Annotated in this window: 16 protein-coding genes; 10 read left to right on the forward strand and 6 right to left on the reverse strand. The window is 66.5% G+C overall.

Features of this window, described 5'->3' with window-relative positions; genetic code table 11:
• Positions 1 to 135: 135 nt before the first annotated feature.
• The 5 genes from rdgB to ntrC all read left to right on the forward strand — a co-directional run bounded on the left by rdgB (position 136) and on the right by ntrC (position 6362).
• Positions 136 to 759 (forward strand): RdgB/HAM1 family non-canonical purine NTP pyrophosphatase, encoded by a 624-nt coding sequence (gene rdgB / locus ASE30_RS04790; protein ID WP_057283073.1) that lies wholly within the window; start codon positions 136 to 138, stop codon positions 757 to 759.
• 30 nt (positions 760 to 789) lie between these two features.
• Entirely contained in the window at positions 790 to 2010 is a 1221-nt protein-coding gene (gene hemW / locus ASE30_RS04795) for a radical SAM family heme chaperone HemW (RefSeq protein WP_057283074.1), read from the forward strand.
• 184 nt (positions 2011 to 2194) lie between these two features.
• Positions 2195 to 3607 carry a type I glutamate--ammonia ligase gene (gene glnA, locus ASE30_RS04800; RefSeq protein WP_057283075.1) on the forward strand — a complete coding sequence of 471 codons (1413 nt, stop codon included), beginning with the start codon at positions 2195 to 2197 and terminating at the stop codon, positions 3605 to 3607.
• Between the two features lie 191 nt (positions 3608 to 3798).
• Positions 3799 to 4863 carry a nitrogen regulation protein NR(II) gene (gene glnL / locus ASE30_RS04805; RefSeq protein ID WP_057283076.1) on the forward strand — a complete coding sequence of 355 codons (1065 nt, stop codon included), beginning with the start codon at positions 3799 to 3801 and terminating at the stop codon, positions 4861 to 4863.
• Complete coding sequence (gene ntrC, locus ASE30_RS04810) at positions 4863 to 6362, forward strand: nitrogen regulation protein NR(I) (protein WP_057283077.1); 1500 nt, start codon at positions 4863 to 4865, stop codon at positions 6360 to 6362. Before glnL ends, ntrC begins: the two co-directional genes overlap by 1 nt.
• A 37-nt stretch (positions 6363 to 6399) precedes the next feature.
• Here ntrC and ASE30_RS04815 read toward each other — a convergent pair whose 3' ends face one another.
• The gene (locus ASE30_RS04815) at positions 6400 to 7314 is read right to left on the reverse strand and encodes a LysR family transcriptional regulator (protein WP_057283078.1); all 915 of its coding nucleotides are present in this window, start codon (positions 7312 to 7314) and stop codon (positions 6400 to 6402) included.
• Between the two features lie 179 nt (positions 7315 to 7493).
• On the opposite strand from ASE30_RS04815, the gene ASE30_RS04820 reads away from it, so the two are divergent.
• From ASE30_RS04820 to ASE30_RS04840, 5 genes are all read left to right on the forward strand, one after another.
• Positions 7494 to 8192, forward strand: a complete 699-nt coding sequence (locus ASE30_RS04820) for a pirin family protein (RefSeq protein WP_057283079.1) — start codon at positions 7494 to 7496, stop codon at positions 8190 to 8192.
• Between the two features lie 126 nt (positions 8193 to 8318).
• On the forward strand, positions 8319 to 9224 hold the full coding sequence (locus tag ASE30_RS04825) for a pirin family protein (RefSeq protein ID WP_057283080.1): 906 nt from the start codon (positions 8319 to 8321) through the stop codon (positions 9222 to 9224).
• 75 nt (positions 9225 to 9299) lie between these two features.
• Positions 9300 to 9881, forward strand: a complete 582-nt coding sequence (locus ASE30_RS04830; RefSeq protein WP_057283081.1) for an ABATE domain-containing protein — start codon at positions 9300 to 9302, stop codon at positions 9879 to 9881.
• 216 nt (positions 9882 to 10097) lie between these two features.
• Positions 10098 to 10970, forward strand: a complete 873-nt coding sequence (locus ASE30_RS04835) for an alpha/beta fold hydrolase (RefSeq protein ID WP_057283082.1) — start codon at positions 10098 to 10100, stop codon at positions 10968 to 10970.
• A 54-nt stretch (positions 10971 to 11024) separates the two neighbouring features.
• Positions 11025 to 11930 carry a LysR family transcriptional regulator gene (locus tag ASE30_RS04840; protein WP_057283083.1) on the forward strand — a complete coding sequence of 302 codons (906 nt, stop codon included), beginning with the start codon at positions 11025 to 11027 and terminating at the stop codon, positions 11928 to 11930.
• A gap of 8 nt (positions 11931 to 11938) precedes the next feature.
• On the opposite strand, the gene ASE30_RS04845 is transcribed toward ASE30_RS04840, so the two are convergent.
• From ASE30_RS04845 to ASE30_RS04865, 5 genes are all read right to left on the reverse strand, one after another.
• Positions 11939 to 12403, reverse strand: coding sequence for a RidA family protein (locus tag ASE30_RS04845; protein ID WP_057283084.1), 465 nt, complete (start codon positions 12401 to 12403; stop codon positions 11939 to 11941).
• Positions 12404 to 12454: 51 nt separating this feature from the next.
• Entirely contained in the window at positions 12455 to 13186 is a 732-nt protein-coding gene (locus ASE30_RS04850) for an SDR family NAD(P)-dependent oxidoreductase (protein ID WP_057283085.1), read from the reverse strand.
• A 149-nt stretch (positions 13187 to 13335) separates the two neighbouring features.
• Positions 13336 to 14112 (reverse strand): ABC transporter ATP-binding protein, encoded by a 777-nt coding sequence (locus ASE30_RS04855; protein ID WP_156407533.1) that lies wholly within the window; start codon positions 14110 to 14112, stop codon positions 13336 to 13338.
• Between the two features lie 5 nt (positions 14113 to 14117).
• Entirely contained in the window at positions 14118 to 15788 is a 1671-nt protein-coding gene (locus tag ASE30_RS04860) for an iron ABC transporter permease (RefSeq protein WP_057283087.1), read from the reverse strand.
• Positions 15789 to 15933: 145 nt separating this feature from the next.
• Positions 15934 to 16977 carry a Fe(3+) ABC transporter substrate-binding protein gene (locus tag ASE30_RS04865; protein WP_057283088.1) on the reverse strand — a complete coding sequence of 348 codons (1044 nt, stop codon included), beginning with the start codon at positions 16975 to 16977 and terminating at the stop codon, positions 15934 to 15936.
• Positions 16978 to 17255: the final 278 nt, after the last annotated feature.

Below are 17255 nucleotides of genomic sequence, written 5' to 3' on the forward strand. Positions count from 1 at the left end.
GCGCCGATTCGTGACGTGCAATCTTCAAGCCCTGTTACAAAAGTGTCAACAGACAATTGATCCTGCCCATGATCGGTGCAGGGATATCGCCGCATCGGCCGCCCGGCAAGGCCGCCGGCCTATACAATTTGCGCTATGACCTCACCCAAGATTCCCGATTCCCTGCGCCGTGTTGTTTTGGCGTCCAATAACGCGGGCAAGCTGCGCGAGTTCTCCGCCTTGTTCGCTCCCCTGGGCATCGAATTGGTGCCTCAGGGCGACCTCGGCGTGCCCGAAGCCGAAGAGCCGCACGTCACGTTCGTCGAGAACGCGCTGGCCAAGGCCCGCCATGCCAGCCGCCTGACCGGCTTGCCGGCCCTGGCCGATGATTCCGGACTGTGCGTGGCCGCGCTGGACGGCGCGCCGGGGGTGTATTCCGCGCGCTACGCCAAGATGCACGGCGGCGAAAAATCCGACCAGGCCAACAATGCGCTGCTGGTGCGCAATCTGGCGTCCATTTCAGACCGCAGCGCCTGGTACGTGGCGGTGCTGGCGCTGGTGCGTGCCGAAAACGATCCCCGGCCGCTCATCGGCGAAGGGCTGTGGCACGGCGAGATCATCGACCAGCCCGAAGGCGCCAACGGCTTTGGGTACGATCCGCATTTCTACCTGCCCGATATGGCGCTGACCGCCGCCTCGCTGGACCCCGAGGAAAAGAACCGGGTGAGCCACCGCGCGCGCGCCTTGCGCGAACTGCTGAGCAAGCTGAACCAGGCTTGAAGAGGGCGCCACCGGCGCCAGGAATTCCGCATGTCCATCACCATTCCCATCCGCAACGAAATGGGCGCATCGCCGTCGCGCCTGATCGTGCCCGCCGGCGCCACGCTCACCAGCCTGCCGCCGCTGTCCGTCTATGTGCACGTGCCCTGGTGCGTGCGCAAGTGTCCCTACTGCGACTTCAATTCCCACGCGGCGCCCGGCGAAATCCCCGAGCGCGCCTATCTCGACGCCCTGCGCAGCGACCTGGAGCAGGCGCTGCCGTCCATCTGGGGCCGGCAGGTGGTGTCGGTCTTCATCGGCGGGGGCACGCCCAGCCTCCTGTCGTCGGCCGGCCTGGACGAGCTGCTGGCCATGTTGCGCGCCTGCCTGAATGTCTGGCCGGATGCCGAGATCACCATGGAGGCCAATCCGGGCACCGCCGAGGCCAGCCGCTTTCGCGACTATGCCGCCAGCGGCGTCACCCGGTTCTCGCTGGGCATCCAGAGTTTCGACGACGCCCAACTGAAGAAGCTGGGCCGCATCCATGATTCCGCCCAGGCCCGCGCCGCGATCGACATGGCGCAGCGCGCCGCGTCGCGCGTGAACCTGGACATGATGTTCGCGCTGCCGGGCCAGACGCTGGAGGCCTGTCTGGACGATCTGCGGCAGGCCGTGTCCTTCGGCACCGAGCACCTGTCGCTGTATCACCTGACCATGGAGCCCAACACCGTCTTCGCGAAGTTCCCGCCCGAAGACCTGCCGGACGACGACACCAGCGCGGCCATGCAGGACGCGGTGGAATCCGAGCTGGCCGCGGCCGGCCTGGCCCGCTACGAGGTGTCGGCCTACGCCAAGCGCGGCGCCCGCTGCCGCCATAACCAGAACTACTGGGAATTCGGCGACTACCTGGGCATCGGCCCGGGCGCGCACGGCAAGCTGTCGTTCCACGACCGCATCGTGCGCGAAGCCCGCCTGCGCAGCCCCGATTCCTGGATGCAGGCCGCGATGGCGCGCGACGGCAGCCATGTCGCCGAAAGCCGGCAGGTCGGCCCGGACGAGTTGCCGTTCGAGTTCATGCTCAATGCCCTGCGCCTGAAGGACGGGGTGGCCGCCACGGCATTCAACGAACGCACCGGCCTGTCCCTGGCCGTGATTGCGCACCAATTGGAGGCAGCCTCGAAACGGGGCCTGCTGGACGCCGATCCCACCCGCTTGCGGGCCACGCCCTTGGGGTGGAGATTCCTCAATGACCTCCAGGAAATGTTCCTGTAGTGTTAAGGCACCAAGATGGGGCAGTCATGCCTCATCTTTTGCACCAATACGGTGCTACATTTTTCCCTGACTTGGCTGCCTTCCCCGGGGATTCCCGGGGGTAAAACCTGGCACGCTTATTGCTTCCCTCTTTTATGCCAGTCGAGAGGCAAAGCCCTCGACCCTTTTATCTAATGGAGATGACATGGCAAGCCCGAAAGACGTCCTGAAACAGATCGCCGATAACGAAGTCAAATTCGTGGATTTCCGCTTTACCGATACGGTCGGCCGTGAGCACCACGTTTCCGTGCCCACCAGCCAGATCGACGAAGACAAGCTGGAAAGCGGGCAGGCCTTCGACGGTTCGTCGATCCCGGGTTGGAAGGGCATCGAAGCTTCCGACATGCTGCTCATCCCCGACTGCTCCACCGGCAACCTGGACCCGTTCCGCGAAGAGCCGACCCTGATCCTGTCGTGCGACGTCGTCGAACCCTCGGACCTGAAGGGCTATGACCGCGACCCGCGTTCGCTGGCCAAGCGCGCCGAAGCCTACCTCAAGTCCTCCGGCCTGGGCGACACCGCCTACTTCGGTCCGGAACCCGAATTCTTCGTGTTCGACGGCGTGACCTGGAACACCGACATGTCGGGCACGTTCGTCAAGATCAAGTCCGAAGAAGCATCGTGGTCCAGCGGCCAGGAATTCGAAGGCGGCAACACAGGCCATCGTCCGTCGGTCAAGGGCGGCTACTTCCCCGTGCCCCCGGTTGATTCGTTCCAGGACATGCGCTCGGAAATGTGCCTGTTGATGGAACAAATGGGCGTGCCGGTCGAAGTGCACCACCATGAAGTCGCCGGCGCCGGCCAGCTGGAAATCGGCACCAAGTTCAGCACGCTGGTTCAGCGCGCCGACTGGACGCAGATCGTCAAGTACGTCGTGCACAACGTGGCCCATGCCTACGGCAAGACCGCCACGTTCATGCCCAAGCCCATCGTTGGCGACAACGGTTCCGGCATGCACGTGCACCAATCCATCTGGAAGGATGGCCAGAACCTGTTCGCGGGCAACGGCTACGCCGGCCTGTCCGAATTCGCGCTGTACTACATCGGCGGCATCATCAAGCACGCCCGCGCCCTGAACGCCATCACCAACCCGGGCACGAACTCGTACAAGCGCCTGGTTCCGCACTATGAAGCACCGGTCAAGCTGGCCTATTCGGCTCGCAACCGCTCGGCTTCGATCCGCATCCCGTACGTCGGCAACCCGAAGGGCCGCCGCGTCGAAGCGCGTTTCCCGGACCCCCTGGCCAACCCGTACCTGGCTTTTGCCGCCCTGATGATGGCCGGCCTGGACGGCGTGCAGAACAAGATCCACCCCGGCGATCCCGCCGACAAGAACTTGTACGACCTGCCGCCGGAAGAAGACGCCAAGATCCCGACCGTGTGCTCCTCGCTGGAGCAGGCGCTGGAAGCCCTGGACCAGGACCGCGAGTTCCTGACCCGTGGCGGCGTGTTCAGCAACGACATGCTCAACGCCTACATCGACCTGAAGATGGGCGATGTGAACCGTCTGCGCATGACGACCCACCCGGTCGAATTCGACATGTACTACAGCCTCTGATGGTTTGAGGCTGTGGCTGGGGGGAGCGCGATGATGTAGGCAGAACCAGGGCCCACACCACGCGCACCGCCAGGTCGCGGCTCGACGAATTGCCCGCCAGGCGCCGCGCCCGGCGGGCAGGGCGCCGGGTTCCGGCGCCGCCGTCGCGGACGCGTTCCGCTTTCCCCCTGTCCATTCGGGTACGTTGAAAAATGAATGTAGAAGCTCTCGATCTGCTTGCCACGTCCGTTTTCCTGGTCAACGAGCGCGGCCACATCGAATACGCCAACGCAGCCGCCGAGGATCTGTTCGGCCGTTCGCGCAAGCAACTGGGCGGGCACTCAGCCGCCACGTTGTTCGACAATCCTGAGAACATCCAGTCATCGATCGACCGCGCCGCGGCCGGACGGTACGCCGACGTGAGGCAACTGGCCTCGTTGCGCCGCGCCGCCGAATCCGTGGAAGTCGCCGTGACGACCGTGGGCCTGACCGGCCAGCGCTGGCCGGTGCTGATCGAAACGCGCGAGATCGAGCAGCGCGTCCTGGCCGACCGCAACCACCGGCTGGTGGACGAGATCGAGGCACACCGGGAACTGCTGCGCAATCTTGCGCATGAAGTGAAGAACCCCCTGGGCGGCCTGCGCGGCGCCGCGCAACTGCTTGAAGCCGAACTGCCCAGTGCGGCATTGGCCGAGTACACCCAGGTCATTATTTCCGAAGCCGACCGCCTGCAGGCGCTGGTGGACCGCCTGAGCGGTCCGCAACGTGTGCCGCTGAACGCGCGGCCGGTGAACATCCATGAAATCTGCGAGCGCGTCTGCGCGCTGATCCAGGCCGAGTTCCGCAACGACGTCACCATCCTGCGCGACTATGACGCGTCGGTGCCCGACCTGAAGGGCGATGCCGCGCGACTGATGCAGGCCGTCCTGAACGTGGCGCGCAACGCCGCGCAGGAACTGGTCGCCCGGCCGCACGGGCCGCAGGCCGAGCCCGGCGTAGTGACCCTGCGCACCCGGGTCGCGCGGCAGGTCATGCTGGCGCACAGGCAGCACCGCCTGGCGCTGGTGCTGTCCATCATCGACAACGGTCCCGGCGTGCCGGACCACATCCGCGACCGCATCTTCCACCCGCTGGTCACGGCCAGGGCGGGCGGCACCGGCCTGGGCCTGAGCCTGGCGCAGGACTTCGTGCAACAGCACGGCGGCATCATCGAATTTGAATCCCGACCGGGGCGCACCGAGTTTCGCCTGGTCCTACCGATGGAGCCCGCACACTGATGAAACCCGTATGGATCGTCGACGACGACCAGGCCATCCGCTGGGTCCTCGAAAAGGCCCTGGCGCGCGCTGGCGTCCCCACCCGCAGTTTCTCCCAATCGGCCGATGTGCTGGAAGCGCTGTCGCGCGACACGCCCGTGGCATTGGTGTCCGATATCCGCATGCCCGGCGGCAATGGCCTTGAGCTGTTGCGTCAACTCAAGGAGCGCCACCCCGGCCTGCCGGTCATCGTGATGACCGCTTTCGCCGATCTGGACAGCACCGTGTCCGCCTTCCAGGGCGGCGCGTTCGACTATCTGGCCAAGCCGTTCGACGTGAACGAGGCGGTCGCGCTGATCCAGCGCGCGATGCAGGAATCAACGCAGCCGGAAAGCCCCGAGGGGCAGGGCGACGCGGCGCAGAACAACGAGCGCTGGATGATGACGCAATCGTCGTCCACCGCCATGCAGGAAGTCTTTCGCGCCATCGGCAGGCTGGCGCAGTCCAAGGTCACCGTCCTCATCACAGGCGAATCCGGCACCGGCAAAGAGCTGGTGGCCCGCGCGCTGCACGGACACGGCGTGCGCGCCAGCGGTCCCTTCGTGGCGCTGAACGCGGCGGCCATTCCGCGCGACCTGCTGGAAGCCGAGCTGTTCGGCCATGAGCGGGGCGCGTTCACCGGGGCGAACAATCTGCGCCGCGGCCGCTTCGAGGAAGCCCACGGCGGCACCTTGTTCCTGGACGAAATCGGCGACATGCCGATCGAATTGCAGACCCGCCTGTTGCGTGTGCTGGCCGAAGGCAGCTTCTACCGCGTCGGCGGCGCGCAGCCCGTGCGCGTGGACGTGCGCATCGTGGCGGCGACCCATCAGCCGCTGGAGCAGCGCGTCGAGCAAGGCCTGTTCCGCGAAGACTTGTTCCATCGCCTGAACGTGATCCGGCTGCGCCTGCCGCCGCTGCGCGAACGGGTGGAGGATATTCCGGCCCTGGCGCAGCACTTCCTGACCGCCAGCGCCCGCACCTTGGGCGTGCCGGTCAAGCGGCTGACGCCCGACGCGCTGGCCGTGCTGACCAAGTTCGACTTTCCGGGCAACGTCCGCCAGTTGGAGAATTTCTGCCACTGGCTGACGGTGATGGCGCCGGGGCAGACCGTGGACCGGGGCGATCTGCCTCCCGAAATCCGCGCCATGGAGCATCAGCAACTGACGGGATCCGCACCGCTGCGTCCGGCGGCGCCGATGGCCGGCATCGGCACCGTGGTGCAGGCCGCGGCGCCCGTCGCCGTGGACGACGGCGCGCCGCGCAATTGGCAGGATTCGCTGCTGCGCGACGCCCAGTACCGCCTGGAACGCGGCGAGCCCGCCGTGATGGCGACGTTGACCCGCCAGTTCGAAAAGATCCTGCTGCAGAGCGCGCTGGACGCCAGCCGCGGCCGGCGTGTCGAAGCGGCGTCGCGCCTGGGCATCGGCCGCAACACCATCACGCGCAAGCTGCGCGAACTCGGCATCGAAGACGAGTAGGCGCGCCGGGGCGGCGCATTGCCGCCGTCCCGCGCCGTCACCCCAAGCCCAGCAGGCTCTCGCACAGGCGCGGGGATTTCAGCTTCTGCAGCCACCATTTCAGTGCTTCGCCGGGCGGCTCCGCCCGCCACGCGTAAGCCACGTGTTCCGTGAGGGACATGCCCTCATCCGTTTCGCACACCACCAGCAAGCCTTGCGTCAGGTAGGGCGCGGCCAGGGTCAACGGCAGGTAGCCGCAGCCCAGGCCGCGCACCTGCGCCTCGACCTTGGCTTCCATGGTCGGCATGACCAGCGTGGGCTGGTCGGCCAGGATGCCGCGCGATTGCGGCGGTAGATTGCGCGAGGTGTCCGCCACCACCACGGCGCAATACCGGGTGATGTCGGCGCGGCTGAGCGGCTGCGGCAGCGCCGCCAGCGGATGATGCGCCGCCACGCAGAAGGCGAACTGCGTCAATCCGATGGCCTGCGACCGGTAGGGGCCGGTGGGTTCGTTCGCGGCGCCGGCGCCGATCACCAGATCGGCGCGGCCGGCGGTCAGCGCGTCCCAGTTGCCGCTCAGCACTTCGCTGGAAAAGCGCAGCGTGGTGGCGCTGTCCAGCGTGTTGAACTCATCGATCAGGTCATAGAGCGGGCGCCATGGCAGCACCGCGCTGACCGCGATGCGCAGTTCCACTTCCCAGCCCGTGGCGATGCGCTTGACGCGGCAGGCCAGGTCGTCGAGCGACTGCAGGATGTGGCGGCCATCCCGCAGCAGGGCCTCGCCCGCGGGGGTCAACAGCGCGCGGTGGCCGGAACGGTCGAACAGCAGGACGTCCAGCCCGTCTTCCAGCTTGCGGATGGAGTAGGTGACGGCGGACGGCACCTTGCCCAGGTCGCGCGCCGCCTTGGCGAAGCTGCCGTGGCGCGCGATGGCGTCCACGAGGATGAGCAATTCGGGCGTAATTGGCTGCATGAAAGGGGCGGAAAATGGATGTTCAAAATATTTGAATGGTTTCGTCAAAATATAGCGGCAAAACCGTGGCCGAGCACGCGCAGAATATCACTCATGCCGGGGTTGAAGCGAAATCGGCGGAGAGATCCACCGAACCTTGCACCCCCAGATCATTCATATTATTGAAACAGGAGTCCACAATGCTTACGATTCGCCGCGCCGCCGAACGGGGTCACGCCAACCATGGCTGGCTCGATTCCTTTCACACCTTTTCCTTCGCCAACTACTACGATCCCGCTCACATGGGCTTTGGCGCGCTGCGCGTGATCAACGACGACCGCATCGCCGCCGGCCGCGGTTTCGGCACGCACGGCCACCGTGACATGGAGATCATCACCTATGTGCTGGACGGCGCGATTGCGCACAAGGACAGCATGGGCAGCGGTTCCACCATCCAGCCCGGCAACGTGCAGCGGATGAGCGCCGGCCGCGGTGTCATGCACTCCGAGTTCAATCCGTTGCCCGACACCGAAACGCACATGCTGCAGATCTGGATCGAGCCCGACGTCACCGGCATCGCGCCGGAATACGAAGAGCGCGGTTTCAGCGACGCCCAGAAGCGCGGCCGCCTGCAGGCCCTGGTGTCGGCCGACGGCGTGGATGGGTCGATGAAGATCCATCAGGACGTCCGGCTGTACGCAGGCTTGTTCGACGGCGACGAATCGGCCGCGCTGGAACTGGCGGCCGGCCGCCGGGGCTGGATCCACGTGGCCCGCGGCAGCCTGAGCGTCAACGGCACGGCGTTGTCGGCCGGCGATGCCGTGGCGATCACGGATGAAAGCCGCGTCGAGCTGTCGGGCGGCAAGAACGCCGAAGTCCTGGTGTTCGACCTGGCCTGAACCCGCGCGCCGGGCGGATGACGCATCCGCCCGGCATCGCCGCGGGCCAGAACGCCGCAGCCCCTATTTGCCCCTGCCATCAAGCCTTAAGATGGCCTTTGCCTCACCTATCCGGAGCACTCCAACATGTCCACCTTGTCCCAAGCAGGCGAAAACCAGATCGAAACCGTCGTGGTGCCGCGCACCAGCGACCTGGGCGGCTTTTCCGTGCGCCGCGCCATTCCGTCCGCGCAGCGCCGCAGCGTCGGTCCCTTCGTCTTCCTGGACCAAATGGGCCCGGCCGATTTCGACGTCGGGTCGGGCATCGACGTGCGGCCGCACCCGCACATCGGCCTGTCCACCGTCACCTACCTGTACGAAGGGTCGATGGTGCACCGGGACGGAGCGGGGCACACGAAGACGATCCTGCCGGGCGAGGTGAACTGGATGACGGCCGGCCGAGGCATCGTGCATTCGGAACGGTCCTCGCCCGAAAGCCGCCAGGCGCCGCAACGGCTCTGTGGCCTGCAGATCTGGGTGGGCCTGCCCAAGGCCCACGAGGAAACCGATCCCGGCTTCACCCACTATGGCCTGGATGCGCAGCCGGTGATCGAAGGCGAGGGCGTGCGCGCCCAGGTGGTGGCGGGCTCGCTGTTCGGCAAGACGTCGTCGGTGAAGACCCTGTCGCCCCTGTTCTATGGCGATCTGCAATTGCAGGCGGGCGCCACGACCGTGCTGCCGGCGGAACACGAGGAACGCGCCGCCTACCTGGCGCAAGGCACCGTCGAGATCGACGGCCAGGCCTATGAAAGCGGCCGGCTGGTCGTGTTCGCGCCGGGCAAGCCGGTGCAGATCCGCGCCCTGACCGCCGCGCGCTTTGCGCTGCTGGGCGGSGAGCCGCTGGATGGGCCGCGCTTCGTGTGGTGGAACTTCGTGTCCAGCAGCAAGGACCGCATCGAGCAGGCCAAGCAGGATTGGCAACGCACCCGTTTCGACCAGATCGTGCCGGGCGACGAGACGGAATTCATCCCGCTGCCGGAACCGCGTGTCTGACCGCGGCGGAGCCTGGACGGCAGCGTAACTTTCATACCTTTTGTTTAGGGGTTACACTGCCGACGGAGGCTTCTTATGCACACCACGCGCGCACCCGAATTCAGACACCTGGGCGATCACCTTGCCCTGGACATGATCAACACCATCGAGCAGGGCGACGCCGGTCCGCAGGACCGGTGGCAGTCGGACGCCGACGTGCAGGCCTGGCTGGCGCAGTTCGGGCTGGCGCCTGCCCGCGACACCGTGCCGGCGGGCCTGCTTGAAAGCGCGCGCGATTTGCGCGAGACCGTGCGCGGGCTGGTCGCGCAGCGCAAGGCCGGCGCGCCGCTCAAGCTCACCGCGCTGAATCGCGCGCTGGCCGCGGGCGGCAGCCATCTGGCCTTGTCCGTCCAGGACGGCGGCGGGCTGGAGTTGGCCCGGCGTTATCCGTCGCGGACCGCGGCTGACTGGCTGCTGCCGGCGGCCGAGGCGGCCGCCGAGCTGCTTGCCCATGGCGATTTCGCGCTGGTGCGCAAGTGCGAGAGCGACGCGTGCTCGCTTTGGTTCTACGACCGCACCCGTTCCCATCGTCGCCGCTGGTGCAGCATGGCCTTGTGCGGCAACCGGCACAAAGTGGCGGCGTTCCGGCAGCGCGAGGCATCGGGCCCGGCGTCCTGAGGCGGCTTGCTTGCATGGCTTGACCGAAGCCCGGCGATTTCGCCGGGCTTTTTCATGGGGTCGCCGGCCATGGCGGCGGTGTGGGGCGATCCGGGTCACTCTTGAATTTGATGTAACCCGTAAAAATGCTATTGACAGGTTACTCAAAATCCGTAGACTGGATCCTGAAGCTTCGATACCCCACGTTTTCTCTTGTCCCCCACACCGGAGATCATCATGACCGCCCAACCCGACAACACCGTCCAATATCGTCACGTCCATGCCGACGGCCTGCGCTTTTTCTACCGCAGCGCGGGAGATCCCCAGGCGCCCGTGCTGCTGCTGTTGCATGGATTTCCCAGCTCTTCGCATCAGTTCCGCAATCTGATCCCGCAACTCGCCAGCCGCTTCCATGTGATCGCGCCCGATCTGCCCGGCTTCGGCTTTACCGAGGTGCCGGCGGAACGCGGCTATGTCTATACCTTCGACAATCTGGCCAAGTCGCTGGAAGCGTTCGTCGACGAACTTGGCCTGGACCGTTATGCGCTTTTCTTCTTTGACTATGGCGCGCCGACCGGACTGCGCCTGGCGCTGGCGCATCCCGAACGCGTCACCGGCCTGGTCTCGCAGAACGGCAATGCCTATCTCGACGGCCTGGGAGACGCCTGGGCACCCATCCGCGCCTACTGGGCGGATCCCTCGCCGCAGAACCGCCAGGCCATCAGCGACACCATCCTGCACCTGGAAGGCACCAAATGGCAGTACGTGCATGGCGTGGCCGACCCCGACAGCGTCGCGCCCGAAAGCTACACGCTGGACGCGGCCCTGCTTGAGCGTCCCGGCAACAAGGACATCCAGCTTGACCTGTTCCTGGACTACGCCAATAACCTGAAGCTGTACCCCGCATTCCACGAATTCTTCCGGCGCGCCAAGGTGCCGACCCTTGCGATCTGGGGCCGTAACGATCCCTTCTTCATTCCGCCGGGCGCGCAGGCATATCAGCGCGACAATCCGGATGCCGTCGTGGAATTGCTGGACACGGGCCACTTCGCGCTGGAGACGCATGGGCAGTACATTGGCCAGCGTATCGTGGATGTGCTGGGCCGCTGATTGCCCAGGCACGTTGCCGGGGCCGCCGTGGGTGGCCCCATTCTAGAGATCGCCATGACCCGCCATTTCGACGATCTGCAGCTTGGCAGCATCGAGATCTTCTGCCTGGCCGCGGAGCTCAGCAGCTTCACGGCGGCCGCCAACGCCGCGGGCGTGACACCGGCGGCGGTCAGCCGCAGCGTGTCGCGGCTGGAGGCTCGCCTGGGCATCCGCCTGTTCGTCCGCAGCACCCGGCATATCCGCCTGAGCGACGAAGGGCGGGCCTACTTCGAGCAGGTCCGCCCCGCGCTTGCGCAACTGGTCGACGCCGAGCGGCAGGTGGGCGGGCACGAGGCGGCCGGGCGGCTGCGGATCAGCCTGCCCACGCCCTATGCGCACTACCGCATTCTGCCGCTGCTGCCGGCATTCCGCGCGCGATATCCCAATGTGGATGTCCACATCCACATCAGCAACCGCAACGTCGATTTCGCGGACGATGGTTACGACCTGTCCGTGCGCGGGCGCGCGCCCGACGATTCGGCGCTGATCGCCCGCAAGCTGGAGGATGCCGAACTGGTGGTGGTAGCGGCCCCGGACTACCTCCGGCAGCGAGGCGTTCCGCAGCAACTGGCAGACCTGGCGGCGCACGACTGCATCCAATTCGATCTGCCCAGCAGCGGCCGCCGCCTTCCCTGGACCTTCCAGCATGAGGGCGAATCCGTGGATATCCTGAGCGATGGCCCGTACAGCACCGCCGAGGACGTGCTGGGCGGCGTCACGCTGGCGCGCGCCGGGGCGGGGCTGTTCCAGACCTACCGCTTCGTGGTCGAAGAAGACTTGCGGCAGGGGCGCCTGGCCGAGGTGCTGCAGGCGCATGGCGGCAGCACCCGTCCGTTCGTCCTGCTGTACCCGCATGCGCGGCATGTGTCCCGCAGGGTGCGGGGGTTCGTGGATTTCCTGGTCGACAAGCTGGCGGATTGAGCGCCGTCTCAGGGGTGCTTGAGCTGCGCAATCACGACCAGGATCACGGTGGCGTTGCCGGGCTGCTGCGCGACCGAATTCGCCGTGCGCGCGTGGCCGGCCTTGTCGCCGAGCACCCGCGCAAACAGGCCGGACGCCCCATCCAGGACCTTGGGCTGATCCAGGAATCCGGCCGCGCTGGCGACATAGCCTTCGACACGGACGATGTGGTCCAGCCGGTCGAAGCTCCCCGCGTGCTGGCGGATCTGCGCCAGCACATTCAGCGCGGCCAGCTCGGCGGCCTGCTGGCCCTGTTCAAGCGTGAGTTCCGCGCCCACACGGCCTTGCCAGACGACGCGGCCGTCGCGTAGGGGCAACTGGCCCGAGATGAACAGCAGGTCGCCGGCCTGGCTGGCGGCGGTGTATTGGCCCAGCGGTTGCGGCGCGGGCGGGAGGTCGAGGCCTAGGTCGGCCAGCTTGGCTTCAATGGACATGGTGTGGCTCTCTGAGCGCGGAACGCCCGGAAGGGCGCTCCGCGTTGGTGGCTACCAGTGCCCGGCGGCGGCGCCGCCATCGACCGGAAGAATGGCGCCCGTGGTGAAGGACGAATCGGTCAGGTAGGTTACCGCGCCAACGATATCGTCGACCTTGCCCATCCGTCCCGCAGGCTGCAGCGACTTCAGGAAATCGAAGCTGCCGGGATCGTGCATCGGCGTCTCGATGATGCCGGGCGCGACGGCGTTGACCCGGATGTTCTGCGGCGCCAGTTCGATGGCAAGGCCACGCGTGGCGTGATTCAGGCCGCCCTTGATCAGGATGGGCAGCAATGCCGGCACCCGGGTGCTGGGCTGCATGGCGATGCTGGCCGTGATGTTGACGATATGGCCATCCAGATTGCCGGCCATGTGGGCAGCGGTCTGCTGGGTGATGTGGAAGAAGCCCTTCAGGTTGGTGTCGATGATGCGGTCCAGGTCTTCATCGGTGTATTCGCCCAGGGGCTTGGGGATGAAGATCCCGGCGTTGTTGATCAGCACGTCGATCTTGCCGAAGCGCTCTATGGCCTGGCGCACGATGTCGCGCGCCGTGCTGGCCAGCGCGATGTCGCCGGCCACCGCCAGGAAGTTCGCGGGGCGTCCCAGGCGTTCGGCGGCGGCGTCCAGCCCTTCGATGCCGCGGGCGTTGCCCACCACGTTGTCGCCGCGGCGCAGATAGGCCTGCGCCAGGGCAAATCCGATACCGCTGGACGCGCCCGTGATCACTACAGTCTTGTTGGACATTTCAATTCTCCGGTTCTGGCATTCAAGGAAGCCTGCGCGCACAGACAGTGAACGAACTATAGGGGCGCGCGCGGGGGCGATAAACGCCCGCCGCGGAACATGAATTGATACCTGGAGGAACAAGCGGCGGCCGGCCGCAAGCCCGAGCGTTAGCGGCCGCGCGCCAGCGCCTGTTCGCGCTGCGCTTCAAGCGCCTCGCGCCGGATGAAGTCGCGCACGAAGGTGTCGGCGGGATTGTGGTGCAGGTTGTAGGGCGTATCCCACTGCGCGATCCGCCCCTTAGACATCACGCCGATGCGGTCGGCGATGGCAAAGGCCTCGGCCTGGTTATGCGTGACCAGTATCGCCGTGTGGCCCGTGGTCTTGAGGATCTCGCGCACCTCGAACGCCAGGCGTTCGCGCGTGTCCACATCCAGGTTCGAGAACGGTTCGTCCAGCAGCAGCAGGTCGGGCGAGGGCGCCAGCGCGCGCGCCAGCGCCACCCGCTGTTGCTGGCCGCCCGAGATTTCGTGCGGATAGCTGTTGGCCGCGTGCGCCAGGCCCACCAGTTCCAGCAGTTCCTCGACGCGGCGCGCGCGGTCCGCGCGGGCCAGCTTGCGCAGCCCGAAGGCCACGTTCAAGGCCACGGTCAGATGGGGGAACAGGGCATAGTCCTGGAACATCATGCCGACGCGGCGTTGCTCCGGCGCCACCTGCATGGTGGGCGACGAAATGACGCTGCCGTCCAGCAGGATGCGGCCGGCGCGCACCGGTTCGAAGCCCGCGATGGCGCGCAGCACCGTGGTTTTGCCGCAGCCGGATTCGCCCAGCAGGCAGCCGATGTGGCCAACCGGCAGACCCAGGGTCAGGTCCTGCACGATCGGCTTCAGGCCGGCGGGCGTGTCGTAGGCAAGCGAGATATGGTCGATTTCTAGCAGATCGGGCACGATGATCAATGTCCCATTTTGAGATTGGTGCGCGCCAGCAGGATGACAGGCAAGAGGCCGGCGAGCACGATGGCCAGCGCGGCCACGGCGCCTTCCTCGTACGTGCCGCGGGCGGCTTCCGCATACAGCCAGGTGGCCAGGGTGTCGAAGTTCATGGGCCGCAGCAGCAGCGTGGCGGGGAGTTCTTTCATGGCGTCCACGAACACCAGCAGCGCGCTCGCGGCCAGCGCCGGCCGCAAGAGCGGCAGGTGGACGCGGCGCAGCGTGCCGCCGGAGGTCTCGCCCAGCAGGCGCGACGCCTGTTCCAGCGATGGCGGAATGCGCGCCAGGCCCGCTTCGAGCGCGCCGGTGGAAATCGCCAGGAAGCGGATGGCATAGGCGCATACCAGCGCGCCCATGGATCCCATCATGAACAGGCCCGCGCCGCCAAACACCTTGGCGACGGCCGTGTCGATCCACACGAAGGGCGTCAGCAGGCCGATGGCCAGCACGGTGCCGGGCACCGCATAGCCCAGGCTGGCGATGCGTGCGCAGGCGCGGCCGGGATTGAAGCCGGCGCTTTCGCGCAAGCTGCGGCCTGCCCACGCGACCACCAGGCCGCAGAGCAGCGTAACGAGGGTGGCGCTGAACGCCACGATCAGCGTGTTGCTCAGGCCATTGATCAACTGCGCCGACACGCCGCCCACCAGGTGCAGGCGCTTGGAGGTCTCCACGACCAGATACAGGGCAGGGGCGGCGAAGCCCACGATGACCGGAATCCAGCCCAGCACGGCGGCCACCCCGGCGGGCACGCCGTGCAGCCGGCGCGGTTGCATCGGCCGCATGCGCTGGGTGTTGGCGTAGCGCTGGCGCTTGCGGCCGTGGCGCTCCAGCAGGATCAGCCCGATCACGATGGCCAGCATGGTCAGCGCGATCTGCGCCGCGCCCGCCAGATCCGAGCGCGTGACCCAGGTGGTGTAGACGGAAACGGTCAGCGTCTGCACGCCCAGGAATTCGGACGCGCCGATGTCGTTCAGCGTCTCCAGCAGCGCCAGGCTCACGCCCACCACGATGGCGGGCCGGGCCAGGGGCAGGGCGACCCGGCAGAAGACGGCGACGCGGCCGGCGCCCAGGGTGCGCGCGGCTTCCAGCAGGCTGGCGGCCTGCGTCATGAACATGACGCGCGTGCTCAGGTATACATAGGGGTACAGCACGAAGCCCAGCACGAAGATCGCGCCGTAAATCGAGCGCAGGTCGGGCAGGCGGAACTGGCGGGGGCTGTCGTAGCCCAGCAGCGCGCGGATCGCCGTCTGGATCGGGCCGATCGGATGGAGCAGGTCCAGGTAGGCGAAGGCGATGATGTAGGTGGGCACCGCCAGCGGCAGCAGCAGGGCCCAGGTCAGGATGCGGCGCGTGGGGAAGTCGTAGGCGGTCACCAGCCAGGCGGCGCCGGTTCCCAGCAGCGTGACCATCACGCCCACGCCGGCCAGCAGCAGGGCGGTGTTGGCCAGGGCCTGCGGCAGCACGTAGCTGGCAAGGTGTTGCCAGTGGGCCAGGCTGCCGCCCAGGGCCCACCAGCCCAGCGTCAATACCGGCGCCAGAACGGCCAGCGCGATCAGGGCGGCGCCGGCCAGCCAGCCGGCCCCGCGTTCAGACCAGCGCAGACGCAGCGGCCGGGGCAAGGAATCAGTATGCATGCTTCAAAGTCGATGGCATCAATGGCAAGGCCTGTTCCCCCGAAAAAGGGGAACAGGCCCTACGCGCGGCCCCGCTGGCGGGGCGCGCGCGTGTCACTGCCGCAAGGTTGCGCCACGCTCGCGGGCATGGCGATCCGGCGGCTTATCAGTTGTCGAAGCCGACCTTGTCCACCAGTTCGCTGGCTTGCTTGCGATGCTTGGCGATCTCGGTCAGGGGCAGCGGATCGACCTTCAGTTCGCCAAAGCTGGCGATCACGGGGTCCAGCTTCACGCCCTTGCGCACCGGGTATTCATAGTTGGCCTGCGCATACAGCGCCTGAGCCGGTTCCGACACCAGGAAGTCCAGCAGCTTGACCGCGTTGGCCTTGTTGGGGGCGTGTGCCGCCACGGCCGCGCCGCTGACGTTCACATGGGTGCCGCCGCTCTTGGCGTTGGCGAAGGTCGGGCGGATGACCTTGATGGCATCGCCCCACTTGCGCGCGTCGGTGCCGGGTTCGGCGTTCTTCATGTGGCCGACGTAATAGGCATTGGCCAGGCCGATGTCGCAGATGCCGCCCAGGATGTCGCGCGCCACGTCGCGGTCGCCGCCGGCCGCCTTGCGGGCCAGGTTGGCCTTGACGCCGCGCAGCCATTTTTCGGTGGCTTCGGCGCCGTCATGCGCGATCATGGAAGCGACCAGCGCGGTATTGTAGGGATGCTGGCCCGAACGGATGCAGACCTTGCCCTTCCACTTGGGATCGGCCAGGTCTTCGTAGCGGAAGGACTCCAGCTTCAGGTCCTTTTCGACATACAGCACGCGGTCGCGCAGCGACAGCGCATACCATTTGCCGTCGGCGCCGCGCAGGTTGGCGGGGATGACGGATTCGAGCGTCTGCGATTTGACCGACTGCGTCACCCCGCCGTCCACCAGATCCAGCAGGTTGCCGATGTCCACGGTCATCAGCACGTCGGCGGGCGACTTGGCGCCTTCGGCCTTGACGCGCTCGAGCAGGCCGTCCTTGACGAAGACGGTATTGACCTTGATGCCGCTTTCCTTGGTGAAGGCGTCCAGCAGCGGCTGGATCAGCTTGGGTTCCCGCGTGGTGTACAGGCTGACTTCATCGGCGGCGTTGGCCGACACGGTGAAGGCGGCGGCGCCGGCCAGCGCCAGCGCGCGAAGCAGCGAATTCAATTGGGGACGCTTAATCATGAAGGAAACTCCAGCAAGGGCTGCATCGAGAAAAGCCGTGACGCGCAATAGGCGCGCCGCCGCTCAAAACGGTCTGCTAACGAAAATGATTATCAACTGAGAATGCGACAATAACAGGAAGCAATGCGGTGTTCAACTACCCGTAAGCCAATGGTTCAAGACGTTGATCCCCATCAATACGTTATAAGCGTATTACGGAATAATGAGAGCAGTTATCATCAAGACCCTGTAGAATAGGGTCAACCCTAATGCCGGTCGCGTCCTTTGTGCGATACGGA

This window comes from Achromobacter sp. Root83, assembly GCF_001428845.1.
Taxonomy (GTDB): domain Bacteria; phylum Pseudomonadota; class Gammaproteobacteria; order Burkholderiales; family Burkholderiaceae_B; genus Achromobacter.

Bases quoted from the DNA above. Each gene is read 5' to 3' on its own strand.
- rdgB (WP_057283073.1), top strand. From the start codon at position 136: ATGACCTCACCCAAGATTCCCGATTCCCTGCGCCGTGTTGTTTTGGCG.
- hemW (WP_057283074.1), top strand. From the start codon at position 790: ATGTCCATCACCATTCCCATCCGCAACGAAATGGGCGCATCGCCGTCG.
- glnA (WP_057283075.1), top strand. From the start codon at position 2,195: ATGGCAAGCCCGAAAGACGTCCTGAAACAGATCGCCGATAACGAAGTC.
- glnL (WP_057283076.1), top strand. From the start codon at position 3,799: ATGAATGTAGAAGCTCTCGATCTGCTTGCCACGTCCGTTTTCCTGGTC.
- ntrC (WP_057283077.1), top strand. From the start codon at position 4,863: ATGAAACCCGTATGGATCGTCGACGACGACCAGGCCATCCGCTGGGTC.
- ASE30_RS04815 (WP_057283078.1), bottom strand. From the start codon at position 7,314: ATGCAGCCAATTACGCCCGAATTGCTCATCCTCGTGGACGCCATCGCG.
- ASE30_RS04820 (WP_057283079.1), top strand. From the start codon at position 7,494: ATGCTTACGATTCGCCGCGCCGCCGAACGGGGTCACGCCAACCATGGC.
- ASE30_RS04830 (WP_057283081.1), top strand. From the start codon at position 9,300: ATGCACACCACGCGCGCACCCGAATTCAGACACCTGGGCGATCACCTT.
- ASE30_RS04835 (WP_057283082.1), top strand. From the start codon at position 10,098: ATGACCGCCCAACCCGACAACACCGTCCAATATCGTCACGTCCATGCC.
- ASE30_RS04840 (WP_057283083.1), top strand. From the start codon at position 11,025: ATGACCCGCCATTTCGACGATCTGCAGCTTGGCAGCATCGAGATCTTC.
- ASE30_RS04845 (WP_057283084.1), bottom strand. From the start codon at position 12,403: ATGTCCATTGAAGCCAAGCTGGCCGACCTAGGCCTCGACCTCCCGCCC.
- ASE30_RS04850 (WP_057283085.1), bottom strand. From the start codon at position 13,186: ATGTCCAACAAGACTGTAGTGATCACGGGCGCGTCCAGCGGTATCGGA.
- ASE30_RS04860 (WP_057283087.1), bottom strand. From the start codon at position 15,788: ATGCATACTGATTCCTTGCCCCGGCCGCTGCGTCTGCGCTGGTCTGAA.
- ASE30_RS04865 (WP_057283088.1), bottom strand. From the start codon at position 16,977: ATGATTAAGCGTCCCCAATTGAATTCGCTGCTTCGCGCGCTGGCGCTG.